The sequence below is a fragment of the Parabacteroides sp. AM17-47 genome, from assembly GCF_003434625.1.
GTDB classification, from domain to species: Bacteria; Bacteroidota; Bacteroidia; order Bacteroidales; family Tannerellaceae; genus Parabacteroides; species Parabacteroides distasonis.
Map to the genome: position 1 here is coordinate 163289 of NZ_QTLI01000003.1, position 26234 is coordinate 189522.

Below are 26234 nucleotides of genomic sequence, written 5' to 3' on the forward strand. Positions count from 1 at the left end.
ACGCAGGATTACTCTAGTATTAGGGCAACAAAGACAACGCAAGAGAATGAACCTTGCCATTGCTGGCAACTACCTGTTCACCCGAAGCCCAGTTCTCTCCTCCATTGAAATCCGATATTTTTCCTCCGGCCTGCAATAAAATCAAGGCACCAGCAGCTACGTCCCAAGGGCCTAAAAAGGCTTCTATACGGGCATCAAAACGTCCTGCTGCCACATAACACAGTTCAGCGGCGGCAGATCCCATCAAACGGGTACCTCCCGCAAAACCATACAACCTATCAACCAAATGAGCGGCTACCGGACGATAAGCATCAGAGTTATAAGGGAAACCCAACGCAATGAAAGCGTTATCCAGTACTGAGACATCCGATACATGTATCTCATTCCCATCCAAGTAAGCCTTACCGCCTTTCACGGCATAGAAACACTCGTCCCTACACACCTCATAGACTACTCCTAACAATAACTCCTTCCGATTTCTTAAAGCGATACTCACGCAATAAGGCGCGATATCATGAATATAGTTTGAAGTACCGTCCAATGGATCAATTACCCAACAATATTCCTCATCGGTCAAACTTCCAGAGCCTTCCTCCGCGATAAAACCAGCCTCGGGTAGCAAAGTAGACAAAGCCTCTATGATCTGTCGTTCCGATTCTTTATCCACATAAGATACATAGTTATGAGCACTTTTTTCCTCCACTAAGTTCCGGTCAAACTTTCGGCGTTCTTCTTTTAAGAATGTCGCAGAAGCACGAGCTATTTCTCGAACCTCCTTACACAAATAGGCTAAATCTAATTCCATACCGTTCATTTTATTTTGGCAAATGTAATGATTTCCATTTATAGTAATCTCATTTTAGCGACAAATGAGACCACATAGAAACGTAAAAATAATACCTATTACGAATTTACCCTAAAACTCTGCCTTTAAGAAATATTATATTATCTTTGTGTTATGTTCAGCTAAAAAGATTGAGCTATGAAAACAATACATTATCTTTCAATCATCATCTTATTATTCAGCAGCCAAATACTTTTGGCACAGAATGATACTTTAGTCGGTGTATTGCGTGACATCAGCGATAAAATAATCAAACGCTATCCGGTCACGCTAGGCAGTCAGAATCCGATCACCGTGAAAACGAACAAACATGGCGTATTCACCATCCCGGGGGCTAACCTGAATGATACCTTGTTCGTCACTATTAAGAAAACAAGAAATGTAGTCAAAGTCCCGGTCAACGGATACAATTATATAACCATTACTTTAGAGAATAGCACATTCAACGCAAAGCGTAGTTTTGAACCGGATGAGGCCCTGAAAGAAATTATGGAAAGGGAACGAAACAAAATAGTAAGCTCAAGCGTTATGAATAAAGAAGAGATACAGAAAACCGGATGCCGGGATCTCTATTGCTTGCTACGAAGGATGAGTGGCATAACATTCGCCGATGGTTCCGTACGCATCCGTGCGAGCGTTTCCCTAAACAGTCCTAGTGACCCGCTAGTAGTGGTAGACGGTATACCGATGGACCTATCTGTTCTAAACACGATTCCCGTCGAAGATGTCTCGGAATTAAGAGTATTGAAAGACGCCGGTGAATACGGGGTAAGAGGCGCAAACGGAGCGATCGTCATAAAAACAGGCAAATAAACAAATAAGAAAAAGAGAAACGTATCAATATGAGAGTATGGATTAAACGGATAGGAGTGATATGCCTAATACCGATCGCATTGGTATTGTTACTCTCTATATTACTATATATACCTCCTTTCCAAAACTTCGCGGTACGGAAAGCGACCGAATATGCGGGAAAAGCGACTGGTATGCAAATCGGGATCGAGCAGATTAGGCTATCTTTCCCGTTAGACCTTACGGTTAAGGGTGTCGAGGTCGTAAATCCTCCCGCCGATACCTTGTTGAGTTTACAGAGCTTGACGGTACGGGTTCGTGCCCTTCCTTTTTTGCGGAAGCAAGTATTGGTAGAGACGATCGACCTCCGGAACGTAAAGGTTAACACCGGGACTATGATTGAAGGTATGGAAATCAAAGGATTCTTGGGAAAGCTTTACCTGCACGCCGATCGTATAGACCTGTCCGAGGAGAAAGCTACATTTAATACCGTAGATTTATCCGATACCGCCATTACCCTTCTATTAAATGATTCAACCTCGAAAGAAGACACGACTTCCACACCTCTGAACTGGGTACTCAAGCTGGATAAAATTAGTTTGGACCGGGTAGCCTTCGCCCTACAAATGCCCTCGGATTCCTTACGCCTTACGGCTTTCGTAAATAAAGCCGGGCTAAATAACGGCCTCGTAGATCTTGGAGCGGAACAATATAAGGCGAGAAACTTTGACATAACGAATTCTACATTCGCTTATGACGGGAATTACGCGGCACCCGAGCAAGGACTCGATTTCTCCCATATCAGTTTAACGAACCTGAACACTTCTATCGATTCCATCTTATATCAAGGAAAAGAAATAAACGCCCACATCAAGGAATTCTTCGTGGAAGAACGTTCCGGCCTCAAGGTTTCGGCATTAGCAGGAAATGTCCGGAGTGACCATGAACAGATAGACGTACCGGACCTACTTCTCCAGACACCAAATTCCGAAGTGAGATTGACAGCGACTATCCCTTGGAGCTCCCTCGAGGATCATCCGCAAGGTAGCATGAAAGCCCTGTTAAACGCCTCGTTGGGGAAAGAAGATTTATTGATAGCGGCAGGTTCCCTACCGGAGGATTTCAAGAAAGCCTATCCGGACAAGCCTCTCGCTATTACGGCTGGCGTAGAAGGCAACCTCTCCAGTATACGTATCACACAAGGCGATATCATGCTGCCGGGAGCGTTTCAGATGAACGTCACGGGTAGCATGGAGTCCGTGACGGATAGCATCCGGCGAACCGGTGAGATTCAGTTAAACGCTCGATCCGGTAATCTGGACTTTTTGCTGGCGATGCTTCCCGCCTCCCAACGGGATCAATTTGCCATTCCGGCAGGAATTCAGTTGAAGGGGGAAGCTACAGTCGCAAATCAAGAATACCGCACCGAGCTTGTTCTTACCCAAGATAAAGGTAAAGTAGGTCTGACCGCCCGCTATAATCCGGTAAAACTGGCTTATGAGGCTAATTTACGGATAGACAGTCTGGAACCTACTCATTTCATGCCCAAAGACTCTCTATTTTGGCTGACCGCCTCTGTTAAAGCAGAAGGCCGGGGCACAGACCCTTTCTCTGAACGTACATGGGCCAAACTGGACGGTAAGATATCGGATATACGCTATGGCGCCTCATCGGTATCAGACGTATCCATCGATGGCTCTCTGGAAAAGAACTTACTGAAAGTGGACTTGCTTAGCAAATACCCGTTGGCGAAAATGGATGTCTCCTTAAACGCGACCCTCCACAAGCACGAGGTGAAAGCGATGTTGATAGCGGATGTAGAGAACATGGATTTACAGGGTATGCACTTAATGGCAAATCCCTTCGCCACCTCTTTCCAGCTCTTCGCCGAGGCAGAAAGTAATCTGGATGAAGATAACACGATCGACGTTACGTTAGGAAACTGGGAGGTCGTCACCCCGAAACAAAGTTTCAAGCCGAAAACGCTGACCTTGCATGCCCGGACGGATATCGATACCACCCGTGTGTCTTTCCACGCCGGGGATTTAGGGATCATCCTCACGGGTACTGATTGCATACACCACATCACGGATAAGTTGACTAAGGTATCGAACGATATCACCCTCCAATTGGAACGGGACTCGACAGTCAATCTGGAGATCCTTCGCCCGCTCCTCCCCGATATGTACCTCGAGGTACGGGCAGGACAGGACAATCCGATCTACAACTATCTCCAAACCTATTACGTAGATTTCAAGAGCATCGCCATGAACGCCTATACCTCACCGGAAACGGGTATACGCATGGATGCCTCCATTTACGATCTGGCACGGGATACGATGCAGATCGATACCATCCGGGCGGAGATGCACCAAGATTCGCTCGGATTACTCTATAGCGCCCAAGTGATCAAGAATAAATACAGGCAGCAACAACCTTTCAGCGCCGGGCTGGACGGGCAAATACGTTATGGCTTCGGCGACGCCCGCCTTTATTTCAAGGACGGGAAAGGCGAGACCGGCTTGTTGCTCGGAATCCGGGCCGATAAGATACAGAACGGGGTCAAGTTCCATCTCTTCCCCGATGACCCGATCATAGCGTTCCGCCCTTTCAAGCTGAATCCGGATAATTACGTCGTGGTACGCAGCATGAAGGATATCGAGGCGAACCTACGACTCAGCGGAGATAATAACGCCGCCCTCTGGATACACTCCCAAGCGGAAAGTGACGAGATGGAGGAAGTCCACGCCGAGTTGAACCAGATCGACCTTGGGGTTATCTCCAACGCATTCAGTTATATCCCGCCGATGAAAGGTATATTGAACGCCGATTTCCAGTACGCTCCTTCCGACTCGGCCTTCATGGTCGTGGCGGATATGAACATTGATGATCTGTATTATGAGAACGAGCGGGTCGGCGAACTCATGTTCAACGCAGTCTATCTACCTTTAGAGCAGGGGAACCATCAAGTGGATATGCACCTTTTCCGGGACCGGAAAGAGGTGAGTGCCATTACCGCCTTATACCAGATGGGCGAGACCGACCATATCAGCGGTAATATCGAGTTCATGCACTTCCCCTTGGATATCGCCAACCCGTTCATCCCGGATGATATGGCGAAAATGGGCGGAGACCTCGATGGTACACTCGCTATCAGCGGACAAAGCGATAAACCCATGGCCGAGGGATATCTGATTCTCGATACCGCTTCCGTTTATGTAGGCGCCGCAGGTTCTACCTTCCGTTTCGACGATAAGAAGATAGAGATAAAGAACAACCGAATCTTGTTCAACCAATATGGTATTTACGCATACAACAAGAATCCGTTTATCATCAACGGAGAAGTGGATTTCAACGATTTATCCCGCATGACCGCCAATCTTAAACTAACGGCGAATAACTTGCAACTGCTGAACGTTAAGAAAAACGAGGAAAGCCTTGTCTACGGAAAGCTGTTCGTCAACCTGAATTCTACCGTACGCGGGCCGTTGGATGCCTTGACCATGCGAGGGGACTTGCAGTTATTGGGCGGGACGAATATCACCTACGTGCTGAAAGACTCCCCGTTGACCGTGCAAGACCGTATGTCGGACATGGTAACCTTCACCTCTTTCACGGATACCTTACGCCGGCGCATGCCTCGTAAACCCCCGTTGCCGATGGGAGGCATGGACATGTTGATGACGATCCACATCGATCCCGCCGTACAAGCGAACGTGGATTTAAGTCCCGACCAGTCCAACCATATCAATTTGGAGGGTGGCGGCGACCTTTCCTTCCAGTATACCCCGCAAGGCGATATGTTCTTGAACGGACGCTACACGCTGACGGGCGGAACCATCAAGTACTCCATCCCGGTCATCCCGCTGAAGGAGTTCAACGTACAGGAGGGTAGCTACGTGCAATGGACGGGCAACCCCATGGACCCGACCTTGAACCTTACGGCTACCGAGCGAGTCCGTACGTCCGTCACCCTAACCGGGCAATCATCGCCCCGCTTGGTGAATTTCGACGTAGGCATCGAACTGACCCAACAACTGGAGAACCTAGGGTTGCAATTTACCCTCACCGCCCCGGAAGACATGGCGATGCAAGAGGAACTAACCTCGAAAGGTCCGGAGGAACGGGCGAAGCTGGCTGTCAGCATGCTCGTGACCGGTATGTACCTCGGCGGTGGCGGTGGTAGCGGCAAAGTGAACATGAATATGGGAGACGCCTTGACCAGCTTCTTGCAAAGCGAGATCAACAACATCGCCGGAAGCGCCTTGAAGTCCGTGGATATCAGTTTCGGCATGGAGACATACGACGATAATGGCGACGCCGGAGGCGGTACTCGTACCGACTACTCCTTCCGCTTCGCCAAGCGATTCTATAATGACCGTATCCGTGTGGTTCTAGGCGGCCGTATCTCTACCGGCGAGAACATTAACAACGGGCAGGCGCAGCCGTTCATCGACAACGTATCCGTCGAATACCGGCTGGACAGCAGCGGCTCCCGCTACGTCAAGCTCTTCCACGACAAGAACTACGAGAGCCTGCTGGAAGGCGAGATCACGGAGACCGGGGCCGGTATCGTGCTCCGCAAGAAAATGATGCACCTCAGGGAGTTATTCAACTTCAAGAAAACGAAAGTGAAACCCATAAATGATGAAAAGGAATGAAAAGCATTTTAATATATTTTAGGCGGGACGACTCCCTCGGGCGGGGGAGGATGTCTCCCTCGGGCAGGGGAGAGTGTCTCCCTCGGGCAGGGGAGGATGTCTCCCTCGGGCGAGGGAGAGCGTCTAACCCGAGCGGGGGATGGCACGTCGCCACCGGGAGCATCCTCCTATCCGTACTTCTTCTCTCCTCTTGCTCCACCACGAAGAACCTTCCCGAGGGAGCGGTCCTATATACCGGTATCAAGAAAATAGAGGTGAAGAACGAGGATAAGACCAAACCCGGCGAAGCCGCCTTGGAAGAGGTCGAGGCCGCCCTAGCCTATCCCCCCAACAACGCCTTGCTGGGAAGCTCCTCGATCCGGGTGCCCTTCCCCTTCGGCCTGTGGGTCTACAACGCTTTCGTGAACAAGAAAGGGAAGGTCGGCAAGTGGATCTTCAACAAGCTGGCGTCGAAACCGGTGCTGATCACCACCGTGAACCCGGATGTCCGCGTCAAGGTAGCCCGGAACCTATTGAACGAGTACGGTTATTTCAACGGAGAGACTTCTTTCGAGGTCATACCCGATCCCAAGAATCCCCGGAAGGCGAAGCTGGAATACAGTGTCACCATGAACGATCCGTATACGCTGGACAGCATCCAATACGTCCATATCCGTCACCGTGCCGACTCATTGATCGATGCCACGATCGGCGATCGTATCCTCCACAAAGGAGAGAATTTCAATGTCGTCCAATTGCAAGCCGAGCGGGAACGCATCTCGTCCTTGCTCCGTAACAACGGATATTACTATTTCCGTCCCGATTTCATCACCTATCAAGCGGATACCTTGTTGAACCCCGGGAAAGTGGCCTTACGGGTGGCCCCGAAGGAAAGCCTGCCTCCCTCGGCCCTCCGCCCTTGGAAACTCGGGGATATATCCGTCTGGCTAAACGGCTACCAGAATGAGACTCCCACGGACTCGATCCGCTATAAGGACCTTACGATCCATTATGAGGGCAAGCTAAGGGTTCGCCCCTCGGTCATTTACAACCGTTTATATTTCAAGCCGGGGGAACTTTATAACCAGCGGGCGCAGGAACGGACGCAAACGGCCCTGTCCCGCTTGGGTATCTTCCGTTATGCCGAGTTGCAATATTCCCCCCGTGATACCATGCGCCGCCAAGATACGCTGGATCTGCGGATCAATACGGTCTACGATCTTCCATTGGACGGCGAGCTCGAGTTGAACGTTACCGCCAAGAGCAACGACCAAGTGGGTCCGGGCGCCATTTTCAGCGTGACCAAACGGAATGTCTTCGGAGGGGGCGAGACCTTCGGCGTGAAACTCCGCGGCTCTTACGAATGGCAGACCGGAAACAAGCTGGATGGTAGCAACTCCAAGATCAACAGTTATGAGTTAGGCTTGACTACCACGCTGACTTTCCCACGGGTATTGTTCCCTACATTCAGCAAACGGGACATGAATTTCCCGGCCAGCACCACCTTCCGCCTCTATGCGGACCAGATGAACCGGGCCCGTTTCTTCAAGTTGCTGGCATTCGGTGGTGACGCCTCGTATGAGTTCCAGCCTACCGCCACGTCTCATCATTCCATCACCCCTTTCAAGCTGACGTTCAACTTGCTCCAGCATACCACGCATGAGTTCGACAGCATTACCAACGTGAACAAGGCCCTAAAGAAGAGTTTGCAAAATCAATTCATCCCGGCCATGAACTATACCTATACCTATGATGATTCCCCGATTACCAGTCGCCGGAACCATCTTTGGTGGCAGGCATCCGTTACCCAAGCGGGTCTTGTCTTGGATGGGATTTATGCGTTAGCCGGGAAGAAATTCAATAAAGAGGATAAGGAATTACTCGGCAACCCCTTCGCCCAATTCATCAAGGGAACCGCCGAGATACGTTATAATTACGCCCTCGGGCATAAGCAATATCTCGTAGGCCGATTAATGGCCGGCGCTATTTATAGCTACGGCAACGCCCGTACCTCCCCTTATAACGAGCAATTCTACATCGGCGGAGCGAATAGCATCCGTGCCTTTACGATCCGCAGCATCGGTCCCGGACGCTACTACCAGAACAGCGACAACAATAAATACGCTTACATCGACCGTACGGGTGATCTTAAATTCGAGGCCAACCTCGAATACCGCTTCCCGATCCTTGGCGACCTCCACGGGGCTACCTTCCTCGACAGCGGCAACATCTGGTTGATCCGAAACGATCCGGATCGTCCCGGCGGACAACTGAAATGGGGTAGCTTCCTCAAGGATCTAGCCTTGGGAACCGGCTTCGGCCTGCGTTACGACCTCACCTTTATCGTCATCCGTTTCGACGTGGGTATCGGTCTGCATCTCCCTTACGATACCGGAAAGAAAGGCTATTACAATATCCCGAAATTCAAGGACGGCATGGGTTACCATTTCGCTATCGGATACCCCTTCTAGCTGTTCCATTCCTAGGATTCTGTGGTCTTATCCAAGGTATTTCATTTTCAATAGGTCAACCCTAATTGGAAATGAGATACTTTTGCGCTCTCATTTTAATAACAAACAGATTAATTAACGAACAGAATCATGAAGAAGATTTTTTACTTAATGTTGGTAGCCCTTACTATGGGTATGTTCACCGCTTGCGACGACGATGATGAGAATACCCCTCAAATCAACAACCCGGAACCCAAGGAACAATGGGGCAAGACGCTCCGGGGCGACAATCAAACCCTACTGGCCTTTCCTGATATCTATGCCGATTATTGGGAATACACCTATTCTTACAAAGATAATCCAAACATCGGCCTTCGTCTGACTGGAAAGTTCCCGAAGTCACGCTTCTTCAATTTCACGGTTTATAACGACGAGACCCAAATAGACGTATCCAGCATTGAAGACGTAAATATCCAACCCGATGACAGCTCCATCAACCCCTATGTAAAGGAAACAGACGACTACGGAGCAAATGGCTATACGATTTACATCATTCCCGCTAACACCCCCGCCAGCGCACGTGCCTCGATGAAGAACATATGCGAGTTTCCGGAAGATGTCAATATGGTCTCCATTTTCATGCGTCTTTACTTGGCGAAACAATATAGCGGCGATGAGTATGGCGGCGTGGACATGCCTGCTATCCAAGCTTTCGATGTGACTACAGGTGAGGAAGTGGATTTCCCGAAGCGTGAGGTCTGCAACATCCACGAATCGTTGAACTTGCCGCCGATGGATTTCTCCGCCGACCTGCCGCAACTCCCGTTCATGCGTGCCCCGCTGAGCCTAATGTACCCGAACAGCCCGGCAGAATACCTATTCGCCCGCATCAAACTGAACGAAGGGGAGGTAGCTACTTTCCGTTTCATCCCTCCTACGGCTCCTAAAAGCGTAAGCGAATACGCCACCGCCGATGTACGATACTGGTCCATATGCCTTGGGTCAGCCGAGACCTACTCGTATGCCTCTATTTATGACGAGGAAATGCCTAAAGTGGACAAGGAAGGTTTCGTAACCTTTATCATAGCGGACGCCAACTCCGCCAAACTGCCCGATCTCCAAGCCAAGGCGGAAGCCAACGACGGTACATATATACTGACTTGGAACCGTAAGGAGCAAGGAGACGGAATCCTTGCCTTGTACCGCAACATGGTGATCAACGAAAACTATCAACACTCAATGCGTAAGTTAATGGAATCAGTTTCCCTTGCGGCGGCTAGCGGCGACATGAGCGAATTCAATCCAATGACGATGTTGGCTATGCTGGCCATGGGCAACTGGGGCCCTCAAGGCTATAAATTCAGCGAGGACGATTTCTTGAGCGATAGCTTCAATTACGCCAATATCCGAAGAATGAAATAAACCAATAGACATATCGTATTTTCAAGTCCCCTCGTATCCGGTCTGAACCGGGACAAGGGGACTTCATTTTCACACTCTTATCATAAACCATGGAATTTAGATTCCTTATAGACGGGCGGTAATATAATCAATGATCTGCAGACAAAGGCTCGTAGTCTGCTCGTTCACATCCAATTCCGGATTCAGCTCTACCAGATCCATCGATTTAATCAAGTTTGTCGATAGCATATGATCCACGAAGTTATTAAACTCATCCGGCATCAGTCCCTCACACACACGGGTTCCCGTGCCCGGAGCGAAACGGGGGTCTATGCTATCCACGTCTATGCTGAAATGCACGTTGCGGATCTTCCGTTCCTTCAATTTCCGCTTGATATCCTCAGCTACGAAGCCGATGCCTTTCAGATGGATCGTCTCCATCGTATAGACACTCAGCTTCTCCCGCTCGATCAAATCCCACTCGCCCTCATCCAGACTGCGGGTCCCGACCAAGAATACGTTCTGCGGGTTCACCTTGTTCCCGGGAGCGTAGATATTCACCAGCTCCTCGCTTCCCATCCCCATCAACGCACTCAGAGGCATCCCGTGGATATTACCACTGGGAGAAGTCTCGCTGGTATTGATATCCCCATGAGCGTCCAGCCAGATAATACCGAAATCATCATAACATTTACCCACGCCCGAGGCGCTACCTAAACCCAGCGAATGATCCCCGCCAATCACCAAGGGGAACGCTCCTCCACGCAATGTATCATAAACCAACTCTGCCAGATTCGTATTCACCTCCACGATCGCATCCAGATATTTCATGCTGTTACCCCGTACGAACTTATCTGCCTCGCTGACAGGGGGGACATACAAATTACCCAAATCAAAGGCTTTATGCCCGTTCTTCCGGATCACTCCCATCAATCCCCGTTCCCGAAGGTGGTTCGGGGCACGCTCTACGCCTGCCCGGTCACATCCCAAGTTCAAGGGAACGCCTATTACATTTATTTTCATACCCTAGAATTTAGCGAACGTATCTCGTATAATGCCAATCGCTTCCATCATTTGCTCCTCCGTAATCACCAAAGGAGGCGTGAAGCGGATGATATGATCGTGGGTAGGCTTGGCTATCAAGCCGTTTTCCTTCAACCCCAAACAGATGTCCCATGCCGTCTTCCCATCTTTAGGTTCCGTCACGACAGCGTTCAGCAAGCCCTTACCCCGTACTTTCTTTATCATAGGATTATTAATCCGCTCCATCTCACCACGGAACAGCTCACCCATCTTAAACGCATTCTCCGACAAATGCTCGTCACGTACCACCTCCAAGGCGGCGATAGCGACTTTCGCCGCCAACGGATTTCCACCATACGTGGAACCGTGCTCTCCCGGAGCGATCGTAAGCATGATCTCATCGTCCGCCAATACCGCCGAGACCGGACTGACCCCACCGGACAACGCCTTTCCCAAGATCAAGATATCCGGGCGAATCCCCTCGTAATCGCAAGCCAATAGCTTACCGGTACGACCGATACCTGTCTGTATCTCATCCGCGATAAACAACACATTATGCTGATGGCAAAGATCATAGCAAGCCCGCAGATAACCATCGTCGGGCACCACGACCCCGGCCTCACCTTGGATCGGTTCCACCAAGAAGCCTACTACATCGGGATCTTTCAAGGCCTCGGCCAACGCATCCACCTTATTATAGGGTATCTTTATAAATCCGGGCGTATAAGGGCCGAAATCGGCGTAGGAACTAGGATCGGTGCTCATGGAGATAATCGTAATCGTACGTCCGTGGAAATTCTCGCTACAAACCACGATCTTCGCACGCTCCGGAGCGACCCCTTTCCGACGGTATCCCCAACGGCGGCAAAGCTTCAAGGCCGTCTCTACCGCCTCGGCCCCCGTATTCATCGGCAAGAGCTTATCATATCCGAAAAACTTACAGGTAAATTCCATGTACTCACCCAGTATATCCGCATGAAAAGCACGGGATACGAGCGTAAGCTTCTCCGCCTGCTCCATCAGGGCCTTCACGATCTTAGGATGGCAATGTCCTTGGCTCAAGGCAGAATAGCCAGACAAGAAATCAAAATAACGTTTTCCTTCCACGTCCCACACGAACACGCCTTCGCCTCTTCTGAGAACGACCGGCAGAGGATGGTAGTTGTGGGCACCATACTTCTCCTCTCTGGTAATGTAATCTTCCGGTTTCATACTATAATTGAGTTTAAATGACTAGCATATTGTAAGCGTTTGCATCGGGATAGCTCAAAGATAAGCATTTGCGGCTAACCAATTGATTACGGGTATGTATGTTAAGAAACATATTCACAAAAAAGAAGGGATGCCCCGCTCTCCCCAAGGAGAAACAAGGACATCCCTCTCACGTCAAACAAACAACGTTTAGTTCCGTATCCGTACCTTATAGGTCTGGTCAGCTATTCGGACAAGATAGACTCCCGCAGGAAGAGCGCGTCTTGTCTCGCCGGGAACGACCGCAAACCGGGCACGACTAGTACCCGACAGGCCGACAACCCATGCCTCAGCCGGACGATCCGCACGGATATGGAGGGCGTTGGCAGAGGTCCAAACCGCTATGCCTCCCTCTACCGAGGCATTCGATGTCGGGACATCCGGGGTATCCGGGGTGTCGGGTGTGTCAGGATAATCGGGATCCACCGGCCCAGATTTGGGCGTATAGCTTACCACGAACGGGCTGAAGCTGGCAACGGAGATCTCCATATAATCATCCTCTAATGTCAAATTGTTATTACCCTCGGAATACACGTCTACCACGCCGTCCGAGCGGAGGTGGATAATCACGATATCATGTTGGGTTTTATTTACGCCTTCCGGATACGGGATACGTACCGTCACGATATCGGAGGGCTGCACGGGAGTTACGGCGGTAGTGGTGGATGCGTCGGTAGCGGAAATCGTGGTCGTCACCTTAACCAAGGTCACTTCCATCACGATCTTCGGGGCATCAGGAGCGATACCCGCATCTTGGGCGGCAGCTTTCGCTTTCTCTTCAATCTCAGCCTTTTTCGCTGGGTCTTCTATATCTTCCTTCACCAAGCGGAGGCTGGAGAGTTCCGTATCCGATGGCAGGGATACGGCATCGGGGATGATCACGATCGGGTTATCATCCGTTGGAACATTCGTTCCCTCCTGCCCTTCCTTTTCCTTGGGAACGGCCGGCGTACCGATCGTAGCGATCTCTTCCGTAGTCACGGAAGATTCCTGCGTAAAGGCAGCGGTTATCGTCTTGCTGAGGCAGGTGCCAATATTAACCGTCTCAGCTGTCTGCGAGAAACCATCCACGCTGTATTCTTTGAACTCGTAATTCTGCAAGGCTGTATTTGCCAAGTTTAACTCGATATTCTGGGGTACGGCATCACCGGATTTCACGACCACTTCCTTACCCTCTTTGTTATAGGAAATGGAGATCGTGCCGCCTTCCGGCTGTTGGATCGTGACGTAACATACCGGCTGGGGAGCTACCGTGAAGTTCACCGCATATGTGCGCTTGGTCTGTCCATCCTCGGCGGTAACGACCAAGGTAGCCTTGGCCGATCCATCCACGAGCGATACAGTAGCCGTGAACGATCCTGTCGATTGTACGGGAACAAGCGATCCATTCACGAACAGCTTAGCCTTCGCATCGGCCAGCTGGCCGGATAAGGTGAGGGCAGCCGATTCCAGGGTGGAACTTGGGAGCAGCACCTCATATTTCATCGTAGAGGCAAGAAAACCGGGAAGCGGGGTAGCAGCCTCATTTCCTACCTTATACGAGAGGGAACTCAAACGGGCTTCCGAAGACGGAACCACGGGGATAGGCTCAAATTTCACCTCAGCCGTCACCGCGTAGGCCGGCATCAAGAAGTAAGTCGTACCATCTTTCTCTTTCTGCAACGGAACGGTCTTGGTTTCATTCCCGACCTTCCCGGATACCTTCAAGGAGCCGAACACCATTTGGTAGCCTTTGTTGGGGGTGGCGGCAATCGTCACCTTCGTACCGGAGGCGACCTCGCCGCCGGAAACAATCGAACTACCCGGAGCATCGGCGGTACTCAAGGTAAGCGTACCGTTCGCCGGGTTGGCGAAGGTGACGGTGGACTGGATCTTCTCGTACTCCACCTCTACCGTGACCGGAAAGTCCGGCATGGTGAAGGTGTAGAGGTAGGCGATACCGCTACTGGCATCGGGCTTAAACGTAGCCGGTACCGTTTCGTCGGGTGCACCCGTGCGGTAAACCTTCGGGTAACCGGAAGCCATTCGGTAGCCGTCGGCGGGGGTGGCTAAAATCTTCACCGCGATGCCGGGGGCAAGCTCTTTGCCGGAAAAAAGCCCAATAGTACCCGAAGCGGTGACGGCATCCAAGGCTAGCGAGCCGTGCGCCGGGTCGGTGAAGGTGACGGCGGACTGGATCTTCTCGTACTTCACCTCTGCCGTAGCCGGGAAGGCGGGCATGGTGAAGGTATAGGCGTTATCGGTGGCGGCGGGCGTAACCGTTTCGGAGGGCGTACCCGTGCGGTAAACCTTCGGGTAACCGGAAGCCATTCGGTAGCCGTCGGCGGGGGTGACGGTAATCGTCACCTCGGTGCCGGAATGCAAGGTCGTAGGGGATGTGAGGGTCTCACCGTCCGCCGAGATCGATAAGGAGGCAGATCCTTCCGCGGGAGCCTCGAAAGTCAACATGAAAGGAAGAGCGGGGTAGTCGGGACGGGCCTTCGTCTCGATCCCTTCCTGCGCCCGGGCGGTCATCGAGAAGACCGCCAGCAGGCATACGAGCCATAAACTAGTATATTGTTTCATATCAAAGCGCTATTTTATAAGTGATGTTATTGATTCGAACCATGTAAATACCGGAAGGCAAAGCCAAGCGGGTATCGCCGGGGGCGATAGAGGCGGCGTAGACGGTACGTCCGTCGGAGCGTACCACGGTAAGCGCGGCGGCCTCCCCGGAATAGACATGCAGCGCACCGTCGGCGGCCCAGATACGGACAGCGGCGGTAGCGGTAGCGATCTCGTTGGCGGTCACCACGGAGCCATCGCACACACCCACGCTACGAACCAGCGAGCGGGTGACGGCATTGGCGGTGATGTATGCCTCGAAAGGCTTCAGCACATAATCCGCCTCCTGAAGGTCGAAGCGGGTACCCTCGGCATTGAGCACGTAGATACCACGGAGCGTAAGGTTGGCGAGATTCGGGTTCGTCCGGAAGAGGAACACGCCGTTCTCGAGGGCATCGCCGGAAGCGACCGTAGCCGTAGCCGGTATCTCGATCGGCGCATCGGAGGCTGTTTGGCTAAAGGTTACCCGAGTCAAGGCTGCGTCGGCGGCCAACAGATAGGGGCTACCGGCGGTGAGATCGACCCTTTTCCCGTAAAGGACAGAGACCTCTTCCCAACCTTGGGCAACGGCCTCCTTAGCGGTGTAGCCGGTGGCGGCATAAAGGATTAGCCCACTACCATATTCCGCAGAGGCTGTCAATTCGATAGGGCTACCGAAGGTCGTCCATTTGTTATTCAGCGAACGGTTGGTTTTGAAAGTCTTGGACACCTTCAGCGCATTCGTTGTCACGACCTGCGCACCCTCCTCCAATGTCAACTCAAAGACGGACGCATTCTCGCTATCGACGGTAAGCACGCCATCGGATTTAACGATGACACTCTGTGACAGGCCGGCCTCGGAGAGATTCTGATTGCCGGAGATCTCGACCTCTTTCCAATCACTCACCTCCGTAAAGGTCGTTACCCTACCATCCGCCTCGGGAGCAGGGAAGCGATCGATTGCCGTGCCTTCGCTATCGAAGCCTTTCTGCGGGATAAACGTACTAGCTTTCATCTCCCAGAGCTTATACTCCTCGCCCGCCGTAACGGTAGTGGCTAAGGTCTTGTTGTAGCGTTTTACTTCGATGGGCTGGGATGAGCGAGGCAGAAACCTTATCGTAGCGCCAGCATCTCCCGCCTCATCCGTGAACAGACATTCCATCCAAGCATTGGTAAGGGTACCGGTGTTATGGATAGCGGTGTGGGCACAATGGAAAGTGGTATAGCCATTTACCGGATCAAGCACGCTGAAGGTGCCAGAGTTATCGAGGCAGTAATGCATATCGGACGAGCTGCTGTTTTCAATGCGGAAGCTGCTGCCCGACAGCCTCAAGGTGCCTTTATTGATCAAGGTAGAGGCACCGGACGAGCCGAGGATCGAACCGGTCTGCGCAATTGTCAGATCGCAACCTTCGTTGACGGTCAAGGCAGCACCGTCGGTCGGGCGTATCGTTACGTAATTCAACGTCAGCGTCGGGTTGCCGGTAGCGGTGGCGACGATGAGCTTGTTGGCGGAAGGGCCTGGGGGTGACGATATTTTGCCGTTGAAACGGGTCTCCGTTCCGGCTCCCTTTTTATAACTCCATTTGTTGTTGGAGTAGAAGAGCATGAAGGTCATCGTATCGCTAGAAGACAAGGGCAGTGACAACAAGGACCTCAGATAGGAGGCAGACGACAAGCCGGACTGGCCGGGGATAATAGTACTCGCGTAAGCTGTAGGCAGACCGTCAGCGCCATAGCCGGCAATAGCTTTCAGTTGCGGGAGCAGGCCGTTCTCGGCGGTACCGATGGCGGTGAAGGCTTGTGTATTTTCGGGGCCTGCCCAAGCGGCGATCTCGGCGGCGACATCATCGAGGTAAGTGTCGGCACCGTTTGCCTTATCGCTACCTATGTTATCGGTAGGGACGGCTAGCGTATTATCTCCTATCGTCAGTTGGATCATGGTACTGGCGTAGTTGTCGAGAAGGGTAACTTTATTAGTAGGTGGATCAGATCCGACAATCCGACCGGCCTGTTTATCCGACGTATTTCCTAAGGCTTTCACGCCGGCGGTAGTTAAGGCGAGGCAATTCTTTATCGTTATATTAATGTTTCCAGCAAAAGCTTGCCCCACAATACCACCTGCGGCAGCTATCCGGCTGTCGCTGTTTGATCCTGCAGAAACAGCGCCTGTGGCAAAACAAGATTCAATCGTCGTTTTCTCAGATAGTCCGGCAATGCCGCCGGAATAAGCATTAGCAGCGGAAGATTTAGCGATTATCCACCCTGTCGAATAGCAGTGCGATATGCTACAATTACCGCTACTATAGGCTCCGATACCGCCCGCATACGCGGCATCGCTAGAACCAGAACCGGTAGCAGTAACACGGATATCCTCCGTATTGAAGCAGGAAACGATAGAAGAGCCATTATTAGTCGCTACGATTCCACCACCACGACCCATCTTTCCGGTCATAGTGACAGCTCCCCTGTTTGAACAAGCGCTAATCACCGAACCTTCAGAGTAACCGGCAATTCCACCGAGAGACCCAGAATTGCCGGTCACAGAAAAACTAACCTTGCATTGATTATGGCAATTGATGATTTTTCCATTCTTTACATAACCTGCCACGCAGCCAAGATAGTAAGCGGTGTCTTGAGCATTAGCAATAGTTGTCAAATTAATATTGTCAGATCCTGCCATCGTCAGATTCCGCACGGTCGCTCCATACAGATAACCGAAAAGGCCGATATAGTAAAACGAGGCCGAGGAGATCGTCATTCCGGTAATCGTATGGCCGCCACCATCGAAGGTGCCTTGAAAGTAGTAACGTGCATCGAAGCCTTTATAAGTCCCTATCGGTATCCAATTAGCCTCGAAGCCGCTCGCCACGCCTTGGGCAGGTTTCGCCAGCGAGATATCGTCCGCAAGCGTAACCGTACAGTCCTTGAAGCCCTCGGAGGCGGGATAGGAATCGGTATAGGTTTTATCGGCATCGGTGATTGTCTTCCCGTTATTCGTCACCCAAGCGATCCACGCGAGGCCGCAGGCGGTCTTGACGGTGTAGGTAGTGCCGGAGACGGCGACATCGGTGCCAGTCGGGCCGACATTGGCTAATTTGGCGTACTCGGGCCAGTCGGCGGGGAGAGTCGTCATGCCTGAGAAGGAGACTAATTTATCTTCCGTTGCCGTAAAGACGGTTGTTCCTTTCGAATCCATCAGTTGTTCGTTGCCCAGCCAAAGGGTGTAGCCGGTGTTCTTTGTGACGTTGATGGCGAAACCCTTCTTTTTACCGTCGGTGGTGAATTGGATAACGGGATCGAACGATTGGCCGCTGGCGTCTTTCACCTCGAGCGTCTGGCCACTCGTTGGGGCGGTGGCGAACTGCCATTGGAGGAAGGGGGATTTCACTCTAGAGCTTCCATAAATTGCGTCTCCATCTTTATCTTCCGAAGAAACCGTTACTTTCGCGTCTTCGGTAGCCGAGAAAGCACCCCAATTGTCTAGAAACACAGCAACAGCTTCCGCCGTGACAGTTATCTTGCCTTTGATGGTGGTATTTATAGCAGAACTAGTAGAGTACAGATATATTCCATATGATCCAGTTCCTTCCGCAGCGATATTCAATCCGGCGGTGCCACCATCCAGAAGCAGGATGCATCCTTGGTAGTTATTAATCACATCCTTTTTCGCTTTCAGGTTACTGGCAGAGTTGCCTGTCGCTTGGATACAGAACGGTTTACTGCCCTCCAGATAAAATAATGAGCCGTCGGCAGTAGTGGAGGTCAGGTTTAGCCCATCCAATTTTAGGATCGGGTAGCTGTCAAGATTATTCGCGTCGGCTATCGCTTTCTCGCTTTTGATATCGATCGCGCCCTGCTGCCAGTTTGCGTTCGTGCCCGTCAGCGTACCGGAGAACTCGGTCTCGGTGCCATTAGTCCCGACCTTGTAAAACCAAGCGTAATCGGTCGAGCTGTTGGGTTTCAGTTTATAGGTGAGAGTTAGTTTATCAGTAATACTAGTACTAGCCACGTCAAGCGGCTGTGTCTGCGCTTGCGCTCCTGCCATTGCCGGCCCCCATAGGGCCAGCGTCAGGATACAGAACATCCGCACGGCGGCCCGGAGGGAGAGCCGCGCGGATATCTTTCTAGAAAGATAAAATTCGTTCATATGGATTCGATTTTAAGTGTTTGACAATTTGCTAGGCTCAGATCTCGTCCGGGCTCTCGCTATCGCCGCCGGGGTTCTCGGGGTCGGGCGCAGGGTCGGGTGTGGGATAAGGCTTGTCGTCGGACTTGGAGGGGCTGGTGGGGCCTCCCTTGGCGGCGATGAGGTTCTTATACTTGCGGAAGATCTGGTTCACGGTGTCGATGAAGGCGTTGATGGCCTCGGTAGGCTCAAGTACGGCGTAGGCGTTGACACGCTGGATGATGAGGTCGAGGGTCTCGTCGGTCGCCTTGCGGGCCTTGGTGGTATCGGTCTTCACACGGGCGGAGTACTCGTCAGTGCGGGTGATGTCGAGAGCCTTGTAGGCATCGTTCAAGGTTTTCAACTGGGCCACGTAGGTGTCGAGGTGGAGGGTCTTGAGGGCTTCCGATACGTCAGCCTTGGCGAGGTCGAGCAGCAGGCCATCGATCAGGGCGGTCTCCTCGGCGTAGGCCTTGGCGTAGATCTTGTCGTAGGCCCGCAGCACGCTGTCTACCAGCAGGGCGGGGGTACGCAGGGTCTCGTCGGGGCATACCTTATAGGAGCCGTTCATGGAGTAGATGAACTGGAGGGTCTTGTCACGCTCCTTGTCTTTCGCCTCCAGCTGGGCGGTGGAGGCGCTCTTGGTGACGCGGTTCACGCACTCCGCCTCCCGGTCGATGCATTCCTTGTAACCCGGGGCGAGGGCCTCCAGATGGAGGGCGGCCACGGTCGTATCCAAGATACGGGCGTAGATCTCGTTGTTCATGTTCATGTGGCCGGCGTTGGTCAACGCGGTCTTCGCTACCGATCCGATTTGTTTCGCTAAACTCATACTGTTTGTTGTTTTTTCGTTAATACTTTCCTCTTGTCTTCCGATTTAAGGCTCCTACAAATATAAGATAATTCCTTTGATAATCATCGATTTCCCTCCCAAATAACGCCTACGGGCGTCGAAATCGCTCCCGAGACATCGGAAAGGACCGCTATGGTCGTAAGGATCGCTCCGGACGCCTCGGGAGAGGCCACTACGACCATAGGGATCACTCCAGAGGCTTCGGGAGGGGCCGTTACGGTCGTGGGGATCGCTCCGGAGGCCTCGGGAGCGATGGCTACGGTCGTAGGGATCGTTTCCGAGGCATTTCGCTAGTCCGTCGCTTTCGTAAACCGGATCGGCCAGTCCAATGCCTTGGTGGTGTAGACCGGGAAGATCCATTGCTTATGGTTGGTCGCCTTGTTCCGGCCGAACCAGCTGTCGCCCTCGTTGAGGTCGTTCTCTTGGTCCACCCCGAAGCGGTACGGCGGGTTCTCGCTCTTCAATTTATACTCCTTGCTTCCCCAATAGGCCGGGAATTGCTCGTCGATGGAGTAAGGAAGCGTCATGTCGGTACCGGGCGAGGTGGCGATCACGTAGTATAGGTCATCGCTCTTCCCCTTGCGGGCGATGCCCACGCCGGAGACCGGTTCCTTATGGCTGTCGTCGGGCGAGAACTTCAAGCAAACGTAATGGTTATCGATCGCGTCCCACATCATTCCCGATTCGGCGTCCTGCCCCCGCGGTTCGAAGCCGTGCTTGCGGGCGTCGTCCTCCTTCATGAAGCGCATGTGGTAGATGGGGCGGCACTCGTCCTTGAAGTCGAGGGCTACCCACCAGAGCTGGTCGGCGTTATCCCCCACGTCGAGGTACTCGTGGGCCGAGGTATCGAGCATCTTGCCGATCCGCGAGTCGTTCGGTCCCTTGGTATTCAGCACCAGCGGGCTGTAGATGCGCTCCTTGCCGTCCGGCCCGGTGAAGACGCGTTGTCCGGCGGGATCCCCGTGATTGTCCTTCCCGGTACGCATCATGAAGTCGGCCAGGATCAGCTGCGGTTTCTTGGCCAGCTTCGAACGAGCCTCCACGTAGGAGTCCAGATATTTCTTCAGCGCGTCTTGCCGCGCGTAGTTCTTCGTCAGGTAATACAGGGGGACCAGGAAGCAACGGGTGGTATCGCCCCTCGGGCCGTAGCTTACGAGGTGGAGGTTGCTGTTCTCGTCGGCGATGGACTTGTCCCAGCTCTCGAAGTCCACGGAGGCGTTGCCGCCGGTGATGATCATGATGCTCTCCTCGGACATATGCTCGTTCAGCTCCGACTTCGTATAGCCGCCCCCGGCGCCGATCTTGCCGCCGTGGGTACCCATCACGCGGTAGTAGGTCTGGAGCCAGTTCTCGTTCTCTCCCGCCGGCGACGACGACTTGGCGGAAAGCTCCGCCTCGGCGGCGAACACCGTCTCGTCGTAATAGAGGTTCTCCTTCCGGCTGTAGATATAGGTATAGCTCCCGCCGAAGACACCGCCCACCAGCACGTGGGTGCCGTAGGTGTCGTATAGATCGTAGATGCCCTTCTGTGTGTTGCCGTATCGCTTGTAGAGGTCGCTATTGGTTTCGTTCAGCAAGCGCGAGGCGGTCGTGGTGAGGAACGGCAGGAAGACGTCGGGATCGCTGGCAGAGGTATAGATGGCGGTGGCCATATGCAGCTCCACCATCGGCTTGACATGCACGTCCACGTGATACTCGAAGCGGTTGGACGAGGTCTGGTTATGCTGGAACCGCTGGTCGAAGGAGCCGGAGAAGAGTTTCGACCTCGTAGGCGTAGGAGCGCCTTGGTTCGTGAAGCCGAGGCTGCTCACCGAGATGCCGAGCTCCTGCCACATGTTGTCCACCATCTCCTCGTAGTCCACGCCGGAGCGTTCCCGTCCCCACGACTCGGCGTGGGGGGTCTTCACGAAAGCCTCCGTGCCGTACATCAGGTCGAAATCTAGGAAAGGCTCGCTAGGGGCGGCGAAGATATCGCCCGCCGTGTTCACCGTCTTGCCCACGTTGTGCATATAGCTCGGGGCGTTATCCGACGCTGAGCTTTCCAGCTTGGGTTGCGACACGAGGAAGAGCGTGTCCGTCGCCGCCTCCCACGACTTGCTGGCGATCCCCCGCAGGGCGATCTTCTCGAGGAAAGGCTTACGCTCCACCTCCTTCTTGAGGTTGAGCACGAGGAAGCGGCTCTCGGCCCCCTGCCTCATCTCCCAATCGAAATACTTGCCGCTGAACTCGAAGTCGCGGATACGATCATCGTGCACCGGGATGGCGATCTCGCCCTCCCACGGATGGATGATGAACAGCCGGTTGCCGTCCGACTCGTCGGAGAGGTTGAACTCCGCCACACGCTGGGGGACGTACACTTCCGTGTCGTCGTCGGAACATCCCGTGAGGAAGGCCGACACCACCAGCGTCAAAATACCGAAAAATAAAGATTCTCTTCTCATACTGATTCTTCTTAGATAAAGGTGTATACTCTATATTATAATGTAGGGAGTTCGCCTCCCCATGACCCTATTCGATCGCCCGTACCCATTCGTCCATGCCCTTGGCGGCCTCCGGCGGCATCTTCTGTTTCAGCCGGTAGCGGGTGGTGTGCAAGCTTCCGATGGAGATAGACATCTTGTCGGCGATCTCCCGGTTGCTCAGGTTCATCTTGATCAGCATGCAAAGCGTTTCCTCCGCCGGCGTGATCCCCGGCACCCGCTCCCTAAGCGTCGGCAGGAAACCCGGATACGATGCCCGGAACGATCGGTGGAACGATCCGTTCCCTTTTCGCTCCGGATCGGCGGGAAGGCACGAGGCCAGCAGGTGCTCCTTCCGTATCGGGCACTCGGCGGCGTGACGCTCCAAGTGTTCCGACAGTACGTCGAACCGCTCGTCGATCCGCCGGCGCAGATGCTTCCATGCGAACACCCAGCAGCCCCCGCAGAGGAGGAGCGCCAGCATCCCGCACATCATCAAAATCCGTAAGTATGACCCTTCCATTACTACTTCGTTTTTGTTTCTCAAAGGAAACCATTCCTATCCTTATACGACGAATTCTTTTTTGAGCAATCCGCTCAACAAGTCCTCAACAACGGCCTTATCCGCACGAAATGCGATCATCAATTTAATTGACACGCCGCTCGGGGCACCGGTGGTACGGACAAGTCAAAGGTACGCCGCCGGGCCTTCGGACGGATAAAAAACCAATAGATGATTCAATCGATTTATCCCCCGGGACACGCTATTTTCCATGAAAAACGGCGTATATTCGCGATAAACCATAAAATCCTACGCAGATGAGAGACATCACGCATTTCCTGCTAGCCACCCTCCTCTCGCTAGCCACCCTCGCTTGCCGGCACGACACGCCTCCCGCGGACGGCTCCCTCTCCCGGCAGCTTCCGCCCGATACCAAGGAGATACTCCGGCAGCTCAACGACCGCGACAACCGGGAGGAGGCCTTGCGCCTCGCCGACAGCCTCGCCGCTCTTCCCCCTTCCGACGACCCGTGGCTAGAGATCCGTATCGCCCAAGCGGTAGCCAACACGCTCTATAAATTCCGCCGCGACCCTTCGGATGCGATCCGTGTGCAAGAAAGGGCCCTCGCCGTCTATCGCCTCCACCCCGATGCCGCCGACGATCCGGCCGACCTGCTCTCTACCCTCGGCCATTATTACCGCCGCAAGGGAATGCGGGAAAAAGAGGTGGAAGTCATACAGGAAGCCATGGACTGGTGCGTAGCCCACCCCGAGAAGCTCAACCGGGGTTTCGTCTACACCTTCGCCGACCTCTCCTCCACCTATAGCGACCTCGGATTGTACGACAAGGCTATGGAGGCCATCTCACGCTCCATCGACTACTCCCTCCAGTTGGATAGTTTTACCATCAGCGACCTCTACCGGATGAAAGCCGGGATATTCTGGGAGCTGGAACAGCACGACTCTACCTTATATTACGCACGGCAGGCCTTAAAGAGAGGGGAGGAGCTGAAAGAGAACGCCTATGTCCTCGCCGCCAAAAACATACTTTACAATTATTACTACGAATATGTGCCCGACTCTATCCCTGCCGCCCTCGAAGGGTACAAGGAATTGATAGAAGAGGAAGAAGCGATCTCCGCGGGGTATCAAGATCTTTTCAAATTCATGCTGGGGGCCTGCCTCGTACGCGACGGAAAGCCGGGAAAAGGCTTCCCCTTGATGGAAGAGGCCTACGCTCTCTACAAGAAATACGAGGCGAACGATATGATGGATTGGACCGGACGGCATTTGCTCAACCTTTACGCCCAACAAAAGAAGGGAGACAAGATGACCGAGATCTACCCGGAATACAAGGAGATACACGACTCGTTGCAACTGGCGGAGAAACAGCGGTACGCCATTGGTGCCAACGTACGCTACGAGACCGGACGGAAGGAGCAGGAGAATCGGGCCTTATCCGCCGAAGTGGCCTTGAAGGAACGTTCGCTCGTTTATACGCGCGTCATCCTGATCCTAGCCATTTGCCTGCTGACCGGGATCATTGTCTACGCACTCCAACGTCGCCGGCTTCACCAACGTGAGCGGGAGATCCAGCGTCAACGGCTGGATAATCTCCTCGCTACCCAACAAGAACTGAACCGCCGCAATGAGCGACTGAGCGCCGAGCTGGAGCAAGCCGCCCATAACGAGGTGATCGACAGCGTACGCCAGAAGCTCAACCCCTCCTTGCTGAGCGGCGAGGACGAGTTGCGGTTCCGCCAATCCTTCGCTGCCCTGTACCCTCGCTTCCTGCCCGGCTTGCGTAAGGACTTCCCAGAACTGACCAAATCCGACGAACTGCTCTGCATGCTGATCTACCTGAAGCAGAGCACGGACGAGATCTCGTTGGCCTTGGGCATCTCCCGTCCCAGCGTCAACTCCGGACGCAGCCGTATCCGCAAGAAACTTGGATTGCAGAAAGAGGAATCCTTGGACGAATTCCTGCAAAAAAGATAATCCCTCCTTTCCGGCGGCTGCCACCCGAAGGTGGCATGCTCGCCGGAAAGAGGGGATCAAGGGCGGATCAAGTACGAACCGCTACGCATAGCCGATAAAGGCCGCTTATAAAGTTGTCAGATAATTTTTCAGCGGATTGGAGTACATCTCTAAGATCTTCTTACGTAAGAACGCCTCATCCTTGTTCGGAAGGACGATCTTATCCAATTGCCCTTGCAAGTATTCCTCGAATTGCTTCTTATCCTTCGGACCATAATGTTCTTGGAAACGACGAGTGCCGTTCAGTAAGTCATACGCCACGTAATTGCACGGATAGAAACGATAGTTCTTATAGATCTCCCGGTCGATAACGGACGCGATAGCGCTTACCAGCTCATTCTTCTCCATATCCTTGTCCAGTTTAGCCAAGGAATCATTGATCGGGGAAGTAATCGTAAAGTGGACACGACCCTTATTGTTCAAGATACCCGTTTCCATGCTCAATAGATCATCCCGCTGGCATTTCACGAAATCCGGATCATCCCGCTTCATCTGAAATTCTTTCGCCTTCAAAAAATCGCAAGGATCAAACTCGTAGGAGATAGCGACCGGCACGATATTCAAATCCATCAAATTCAACAACAGATTGTCCTTATCACCGCCGATACTCAACATTTTTAATACGCTGCCCTGCGTACGATCGTCCGAATCCTTAGCACGTCCCTCACGCTGGGCGATCCATACAGACTCGTTCACATTCTTGATCGCATGATGGATATAGGCGGAAAGCGTCTTGCTGACCTCCAACATCTGACGAACAGAAACGCCACGCTTCACAATAAAACTATTGTTCAAGCGTACCAATGTCTCGATCCACGGACGGATTAAAAGATTGTCGCCGATAGCGACCTGCGTCATACCATACCCCACATCATATAACATGACATTCAAGAAGGAGGCATCCAATACGATATCCCTATGGTTCGAGATAAACGTACAGGCCGCCTTATCTTTCGGCAGACGGCTACGCCCTGAGATAGTAAGCGAGAAAGTAGTATTTTTCGCCACCGTCATTACAGCGTCATAGGCCAGAGTAGATTTAAACTCCTCCTTCGTCTTGCAAGCACGCATGGCAACTGAGAATTCCTCCCAATTCAAATTCGGCTTTATGTAACGTAAAGCCCGCTCGAAATCCTCATTGGCGACCAATTTTTCAATCGCGTCCTTCACCTCACTGTTGTTCAGCGGACGGATGTCGTCGAAATTAGGGGAAACTGTTTCTGTATCCATAT

15 protein-coding genes are annotated in these 26234 nt (G+C 52.7%); 6 read left to right on the forward strand and 9 right to left on the reverse strand.

The window, feature by feature from the left end:
- Window positions 1-19 precede the first annotated feature (19 nt).
- Window positions 20-805 (reverse strand): inositol monophosphatase family protein, encoded by a 786-nt coding sequence (locus DW205_RS03345; protein WP_005866639.1) that lies wholly within the window; start codon window positions 803-805, stop codon window positions 20-22.
- 177 nt (window positions 806-982) lie between these two features.
- Here DW205_RS03345 and DW205_RS03350 point away from each other — a divergent pair, with 177 nt between their 5' ends.
- The 4 genes from DW205_RS03350 to DW205_RS03365 all read left to right on the forward strand — a co-directional run bounded on the left by DW205_RS03350 (window position 983) and on the right by DW205_RS03365 (window position 10148).
- The gene (locus tag DW205_RS03350; protein ID WP_005866637.1) at window positions 983-1657 is read left to right on the forward strand and encodes a TonB-dependent receptor; all 675 of its coding nucleotides are present in this window, start codon (window positions 983-985) and stop codon (window positions 1655-1657) included.
- 29 nt (window positions 1658-1686) lie between these two features.
- A complete protein-coding gene (locus DW205_RS03355) occupies window positions 1687-6297 on the forward strand; it encodes a translocation/assembly module TamB domain-containing protein (protein WP_005866635.1) in 4611 nt (1536 codons plus the stop codon).
- Window positions 6294-8747, forward strand: a complete 2454-nt coding sequence (locus DW205_RS03360) for a BamA/TamA family outer membrane protein (RefSeq protein ID WP_005866633.1) — start codon at window positions 6294-6296, stop codon at window positions 8745-8747. The genes DW205_RS03355 and DW205_RS03360 overlap by 4 nt, the downstream gene beginning before the upstream one ends.
- A gap of 129 nt (window positions 8748-8876) precedes the next feature.
- Window positions 8877-10148, forward strand: coding sequence for a hypothetical protein (locus DW205_RS03365; RefSeq protein WP_005866630.1), 1272 nt, complete (start codon window positions 8877-8879; stop codon window positions 10146-10148).
- 105 nt (window positions 10149-10253) lie between these two features.
- Here the strand turns inward: DW205_RS03365 and rocF are convergent, their stop codons facing one another.
- The 5 genes from rocF to DW205_RS03390 form a co-directional block, all read right to left on the reverse strand.
- Window positions 10254-11150 carry an arginase gene (gene rocF, locus DW205_RS03370; protein WP_005866628.1) on the reverse strand — a complete coding sequence of 299 codons (897 nt, stop codon included), beginning with the start codon at window positions 11148-11150 and terminating at the stop codon, window positions 10254-10256.
- 3 nt (window positions 11151-11153) lie between these two features.
- Window positions 11154-12362 (reverse strand): ornithine--oxo-acid transaminase, encoded by a 1209-nt coding sequence (gene rocD, locus DW205_RS03375; protein ID WP_005866626.1) that lies wholly within the window; start codon window positions 12360-12362, stop codon window positions 11154-11156.
- A 189-nt stretch (window positions 12363-12551) separates the two neighbouring features.
- Entirely contained in the window at window positions 12552-14966 is a 2415-nt protein-coding gene (locus DW205_RS03380) for a cadherin-like beta sandwich domain-containing protein (protein ID WP_005866624.1), read from the reverse strand.
- Between the two features lies 1 nt (window position 14967).
- The gene (locus tag DW205_RS03385; RefSeq protein WP_005866621.1) at window positions 14968-19134 is read right to left on the reverse strand and encodes a hypothetical protein; all 4167 of its coding nucleotides are present in this window, start codon (window positions 19132-19134) and stop codon (window positions 14968-14970) included.
- Between the two features lie 37 nt (window positions 19135-19171).
- Window positions 19172-19984: a DUF6261 family protein gene (locus DW205_RS03390; RefSeq protein WP_005866619.1), complete on the reverse strand. Its 813-nt coding sequence runs from the start codon at window positions 19982-19984 to the stop codon at window positions 19172-19174.
- A 153-nt stretch (window positions 19985-20137) separates the two neighbouring features.
- Here DW205_RS03390 and DW205_RS22095 point away from each other — a divergent pair, with 153 nt between their 5' ends.
- On the forward strand, window positions 20138-20299 hold the full coding sequence (locus DW205_RS22095) for a hypothetical protein (protein WP_008778481.1): 162 nt from the start codon (window positions 20138-20140) through the stop codon (window positions 20297-20299).
- Here the strand turns inward: DW205_RS22095 and DW205_RS03395 are convergent.
- Together DW205_RS03395 and DW205_RS03400 are read right to left on the reverse strand one after the other, a co-directional pair.
- Entirely contained in the window at window positions 20296-22446 is a 2151-nt protein-coding gene (locus DW205_RS03395) for an MAC/perforin domain-containing protein (protein WP_005866617.1), read from the reverse strand. The two genes, DW205_RS22095 and DW205_RS03395, sit on opposite strands and share 4 nt — an antisense overlap.
- Window positions 22447-22513: 67 nt before the next feature.
- On the reverse strand, window positions 22514-22987 hold the full coding sequence (locus tag DW205_RS03400; protein WP_005866615.1) for a helix-turn-helix transcriptional regulator: 474 nt from the start codon (window positions 22985-22987) through the stop codon (window positions 22514-22516).
- A 461-nt stretch (window positions 22988-23448) separates the two neighbouring features.
- Between DW205_RS03400 and DW205_RS03405 the strand changes: the two genes are divergently transcribed.
- Window positions 23449-24963, forward strand: a complete 1515-nt coding sequence (locus DW205_RS03405) for a YtjB family periplasmic protein (RefSeq protein ID WP_232299929.1) — start codon at window positions 23449-23451, stop codon at window positions 24961-24963.
- Between the two features lie 105 nt (window positions 24964-25068).
- Here DW205_RS03405 and DW205_RS03410 read toward each other — a convergent pair whose 3' ends face one another.
- Window positions 25069-26232, reverse strand: coding sequence for a 1-acyl-sn-glycerol-3-phosphate acyltransferase (locus DW205_RS03410; protein ID WP_005866611.1), 1164 nt, complete (start codon window positions 26230-26232; stop codon window positions 25069-25071).
- Between the last annotated feature and the right edge of the window lie 2 nt (window positions 26233-26234).

What these genes read in the sequence shown, in the direction of transcription:
- DW205_RS03400 (WP_005866615.1), bottom strand. Translation starts at nt 22,987, where the DNA reads ATGGAAGGGTCATACTTACGGATTTTGATGATGTGCGGGATGCTGGCG.
- DW205_RS03390 (WP_005866619.1), bottom strand. Translation starts at nt 19,984, where the DNA reads ATGAGTTTAGCGAAACAAATCGGATCGGTAGCGAAGACCGCGTTGACC.
- DW205_RS03360 (WP_005866633.1), top strand. Translation starts at nt 6,294, where the DNA reads ATGAAAAGCATTTTAATATATTTTAGGCGGGACGACTCCCTCGGGCGG.
- DW205_RS03355 (WP_005866635.1), top strand. Translation starts at nt 1,687, where the DNA reads ATGAGAGTATGGATTAAACGGATAGGAGTGATATGCCTAATACCGATC.
- DW205_RS22095 (WP_008778481.1), top strand. Translation starts at nt 20,138, where the DNA reads ATGGTCGTAAGGATCGCTCCGGACGCCTCGGGAGAGGCCACTACGACC.
- DW205_RS03380 (WP_005866624.1), bottom strand. Translation starts at nt 14,966, where the DNA reads ATGAAACAATATACTAGTTTATGGCTCGTATGCCTGCTGGCGGTCTTC.
- DW205_RS03350 (WP_005866637.1), top strand. Translation starts at nt 983, where the DNA reads ATGAAAACAATACATTATCTTTCAATCATCATCTTATTATTCAGCAGC.
- DW205_RS03345 (WP_005866639.1), bottom strand. Translation starts at nt 805, where the DNA reads ATGGAATTAGATTTAGCCTATTTGTGTAAGGAGGTTCGAGAAATAGCT.
- DW205_RS03410 (WP_005866611.1), bottom strand. Translation starts at nt 26,232, where the DNA reads ATGGATACAGAAACAGTTTCCCCTAATTTCGACGACATCCGTCCGCTG.
- rocF (WP_005866628.1), bottom strand. Translation starts at nt 11,150, where the DNA reads ATGAAAATAAATGTAATAGGCGTTCCCTTGAACTTGGGATGTGACCGG.
- rocD (WP_005866626.1), bottom strand. Translation starts at nt 12,362, where the DNA reads ATGAAACCGGAAGATTACATTACCAGAGAGGAGAAGTATGGTGCCCAC.
- DW205_RS03395 (WP_005866617.1), bottom strand. Translation starts at nt 22,446, where the DNA reads ATGAGAAGAGAATCTTTATTTTTCGGTATTTTGACGCTGGTGGTGTCG.
- DW205_RS03385 (WP_005866621.1), bottom strand. Translation starts at nt 19,134, where the DNA reads ATGAACGAATTTTATCTTTCTAGAAAGATATCCGCGCGGCTCTCCCTC.
- DW205_RS03365 (WP_005866630.1), top strand. Translation starts at nt 8,877, where the DNA reads ATGAAGAAGATTTTTTACTTAATGTTGGTAGCCCTTACTATGGGTATG.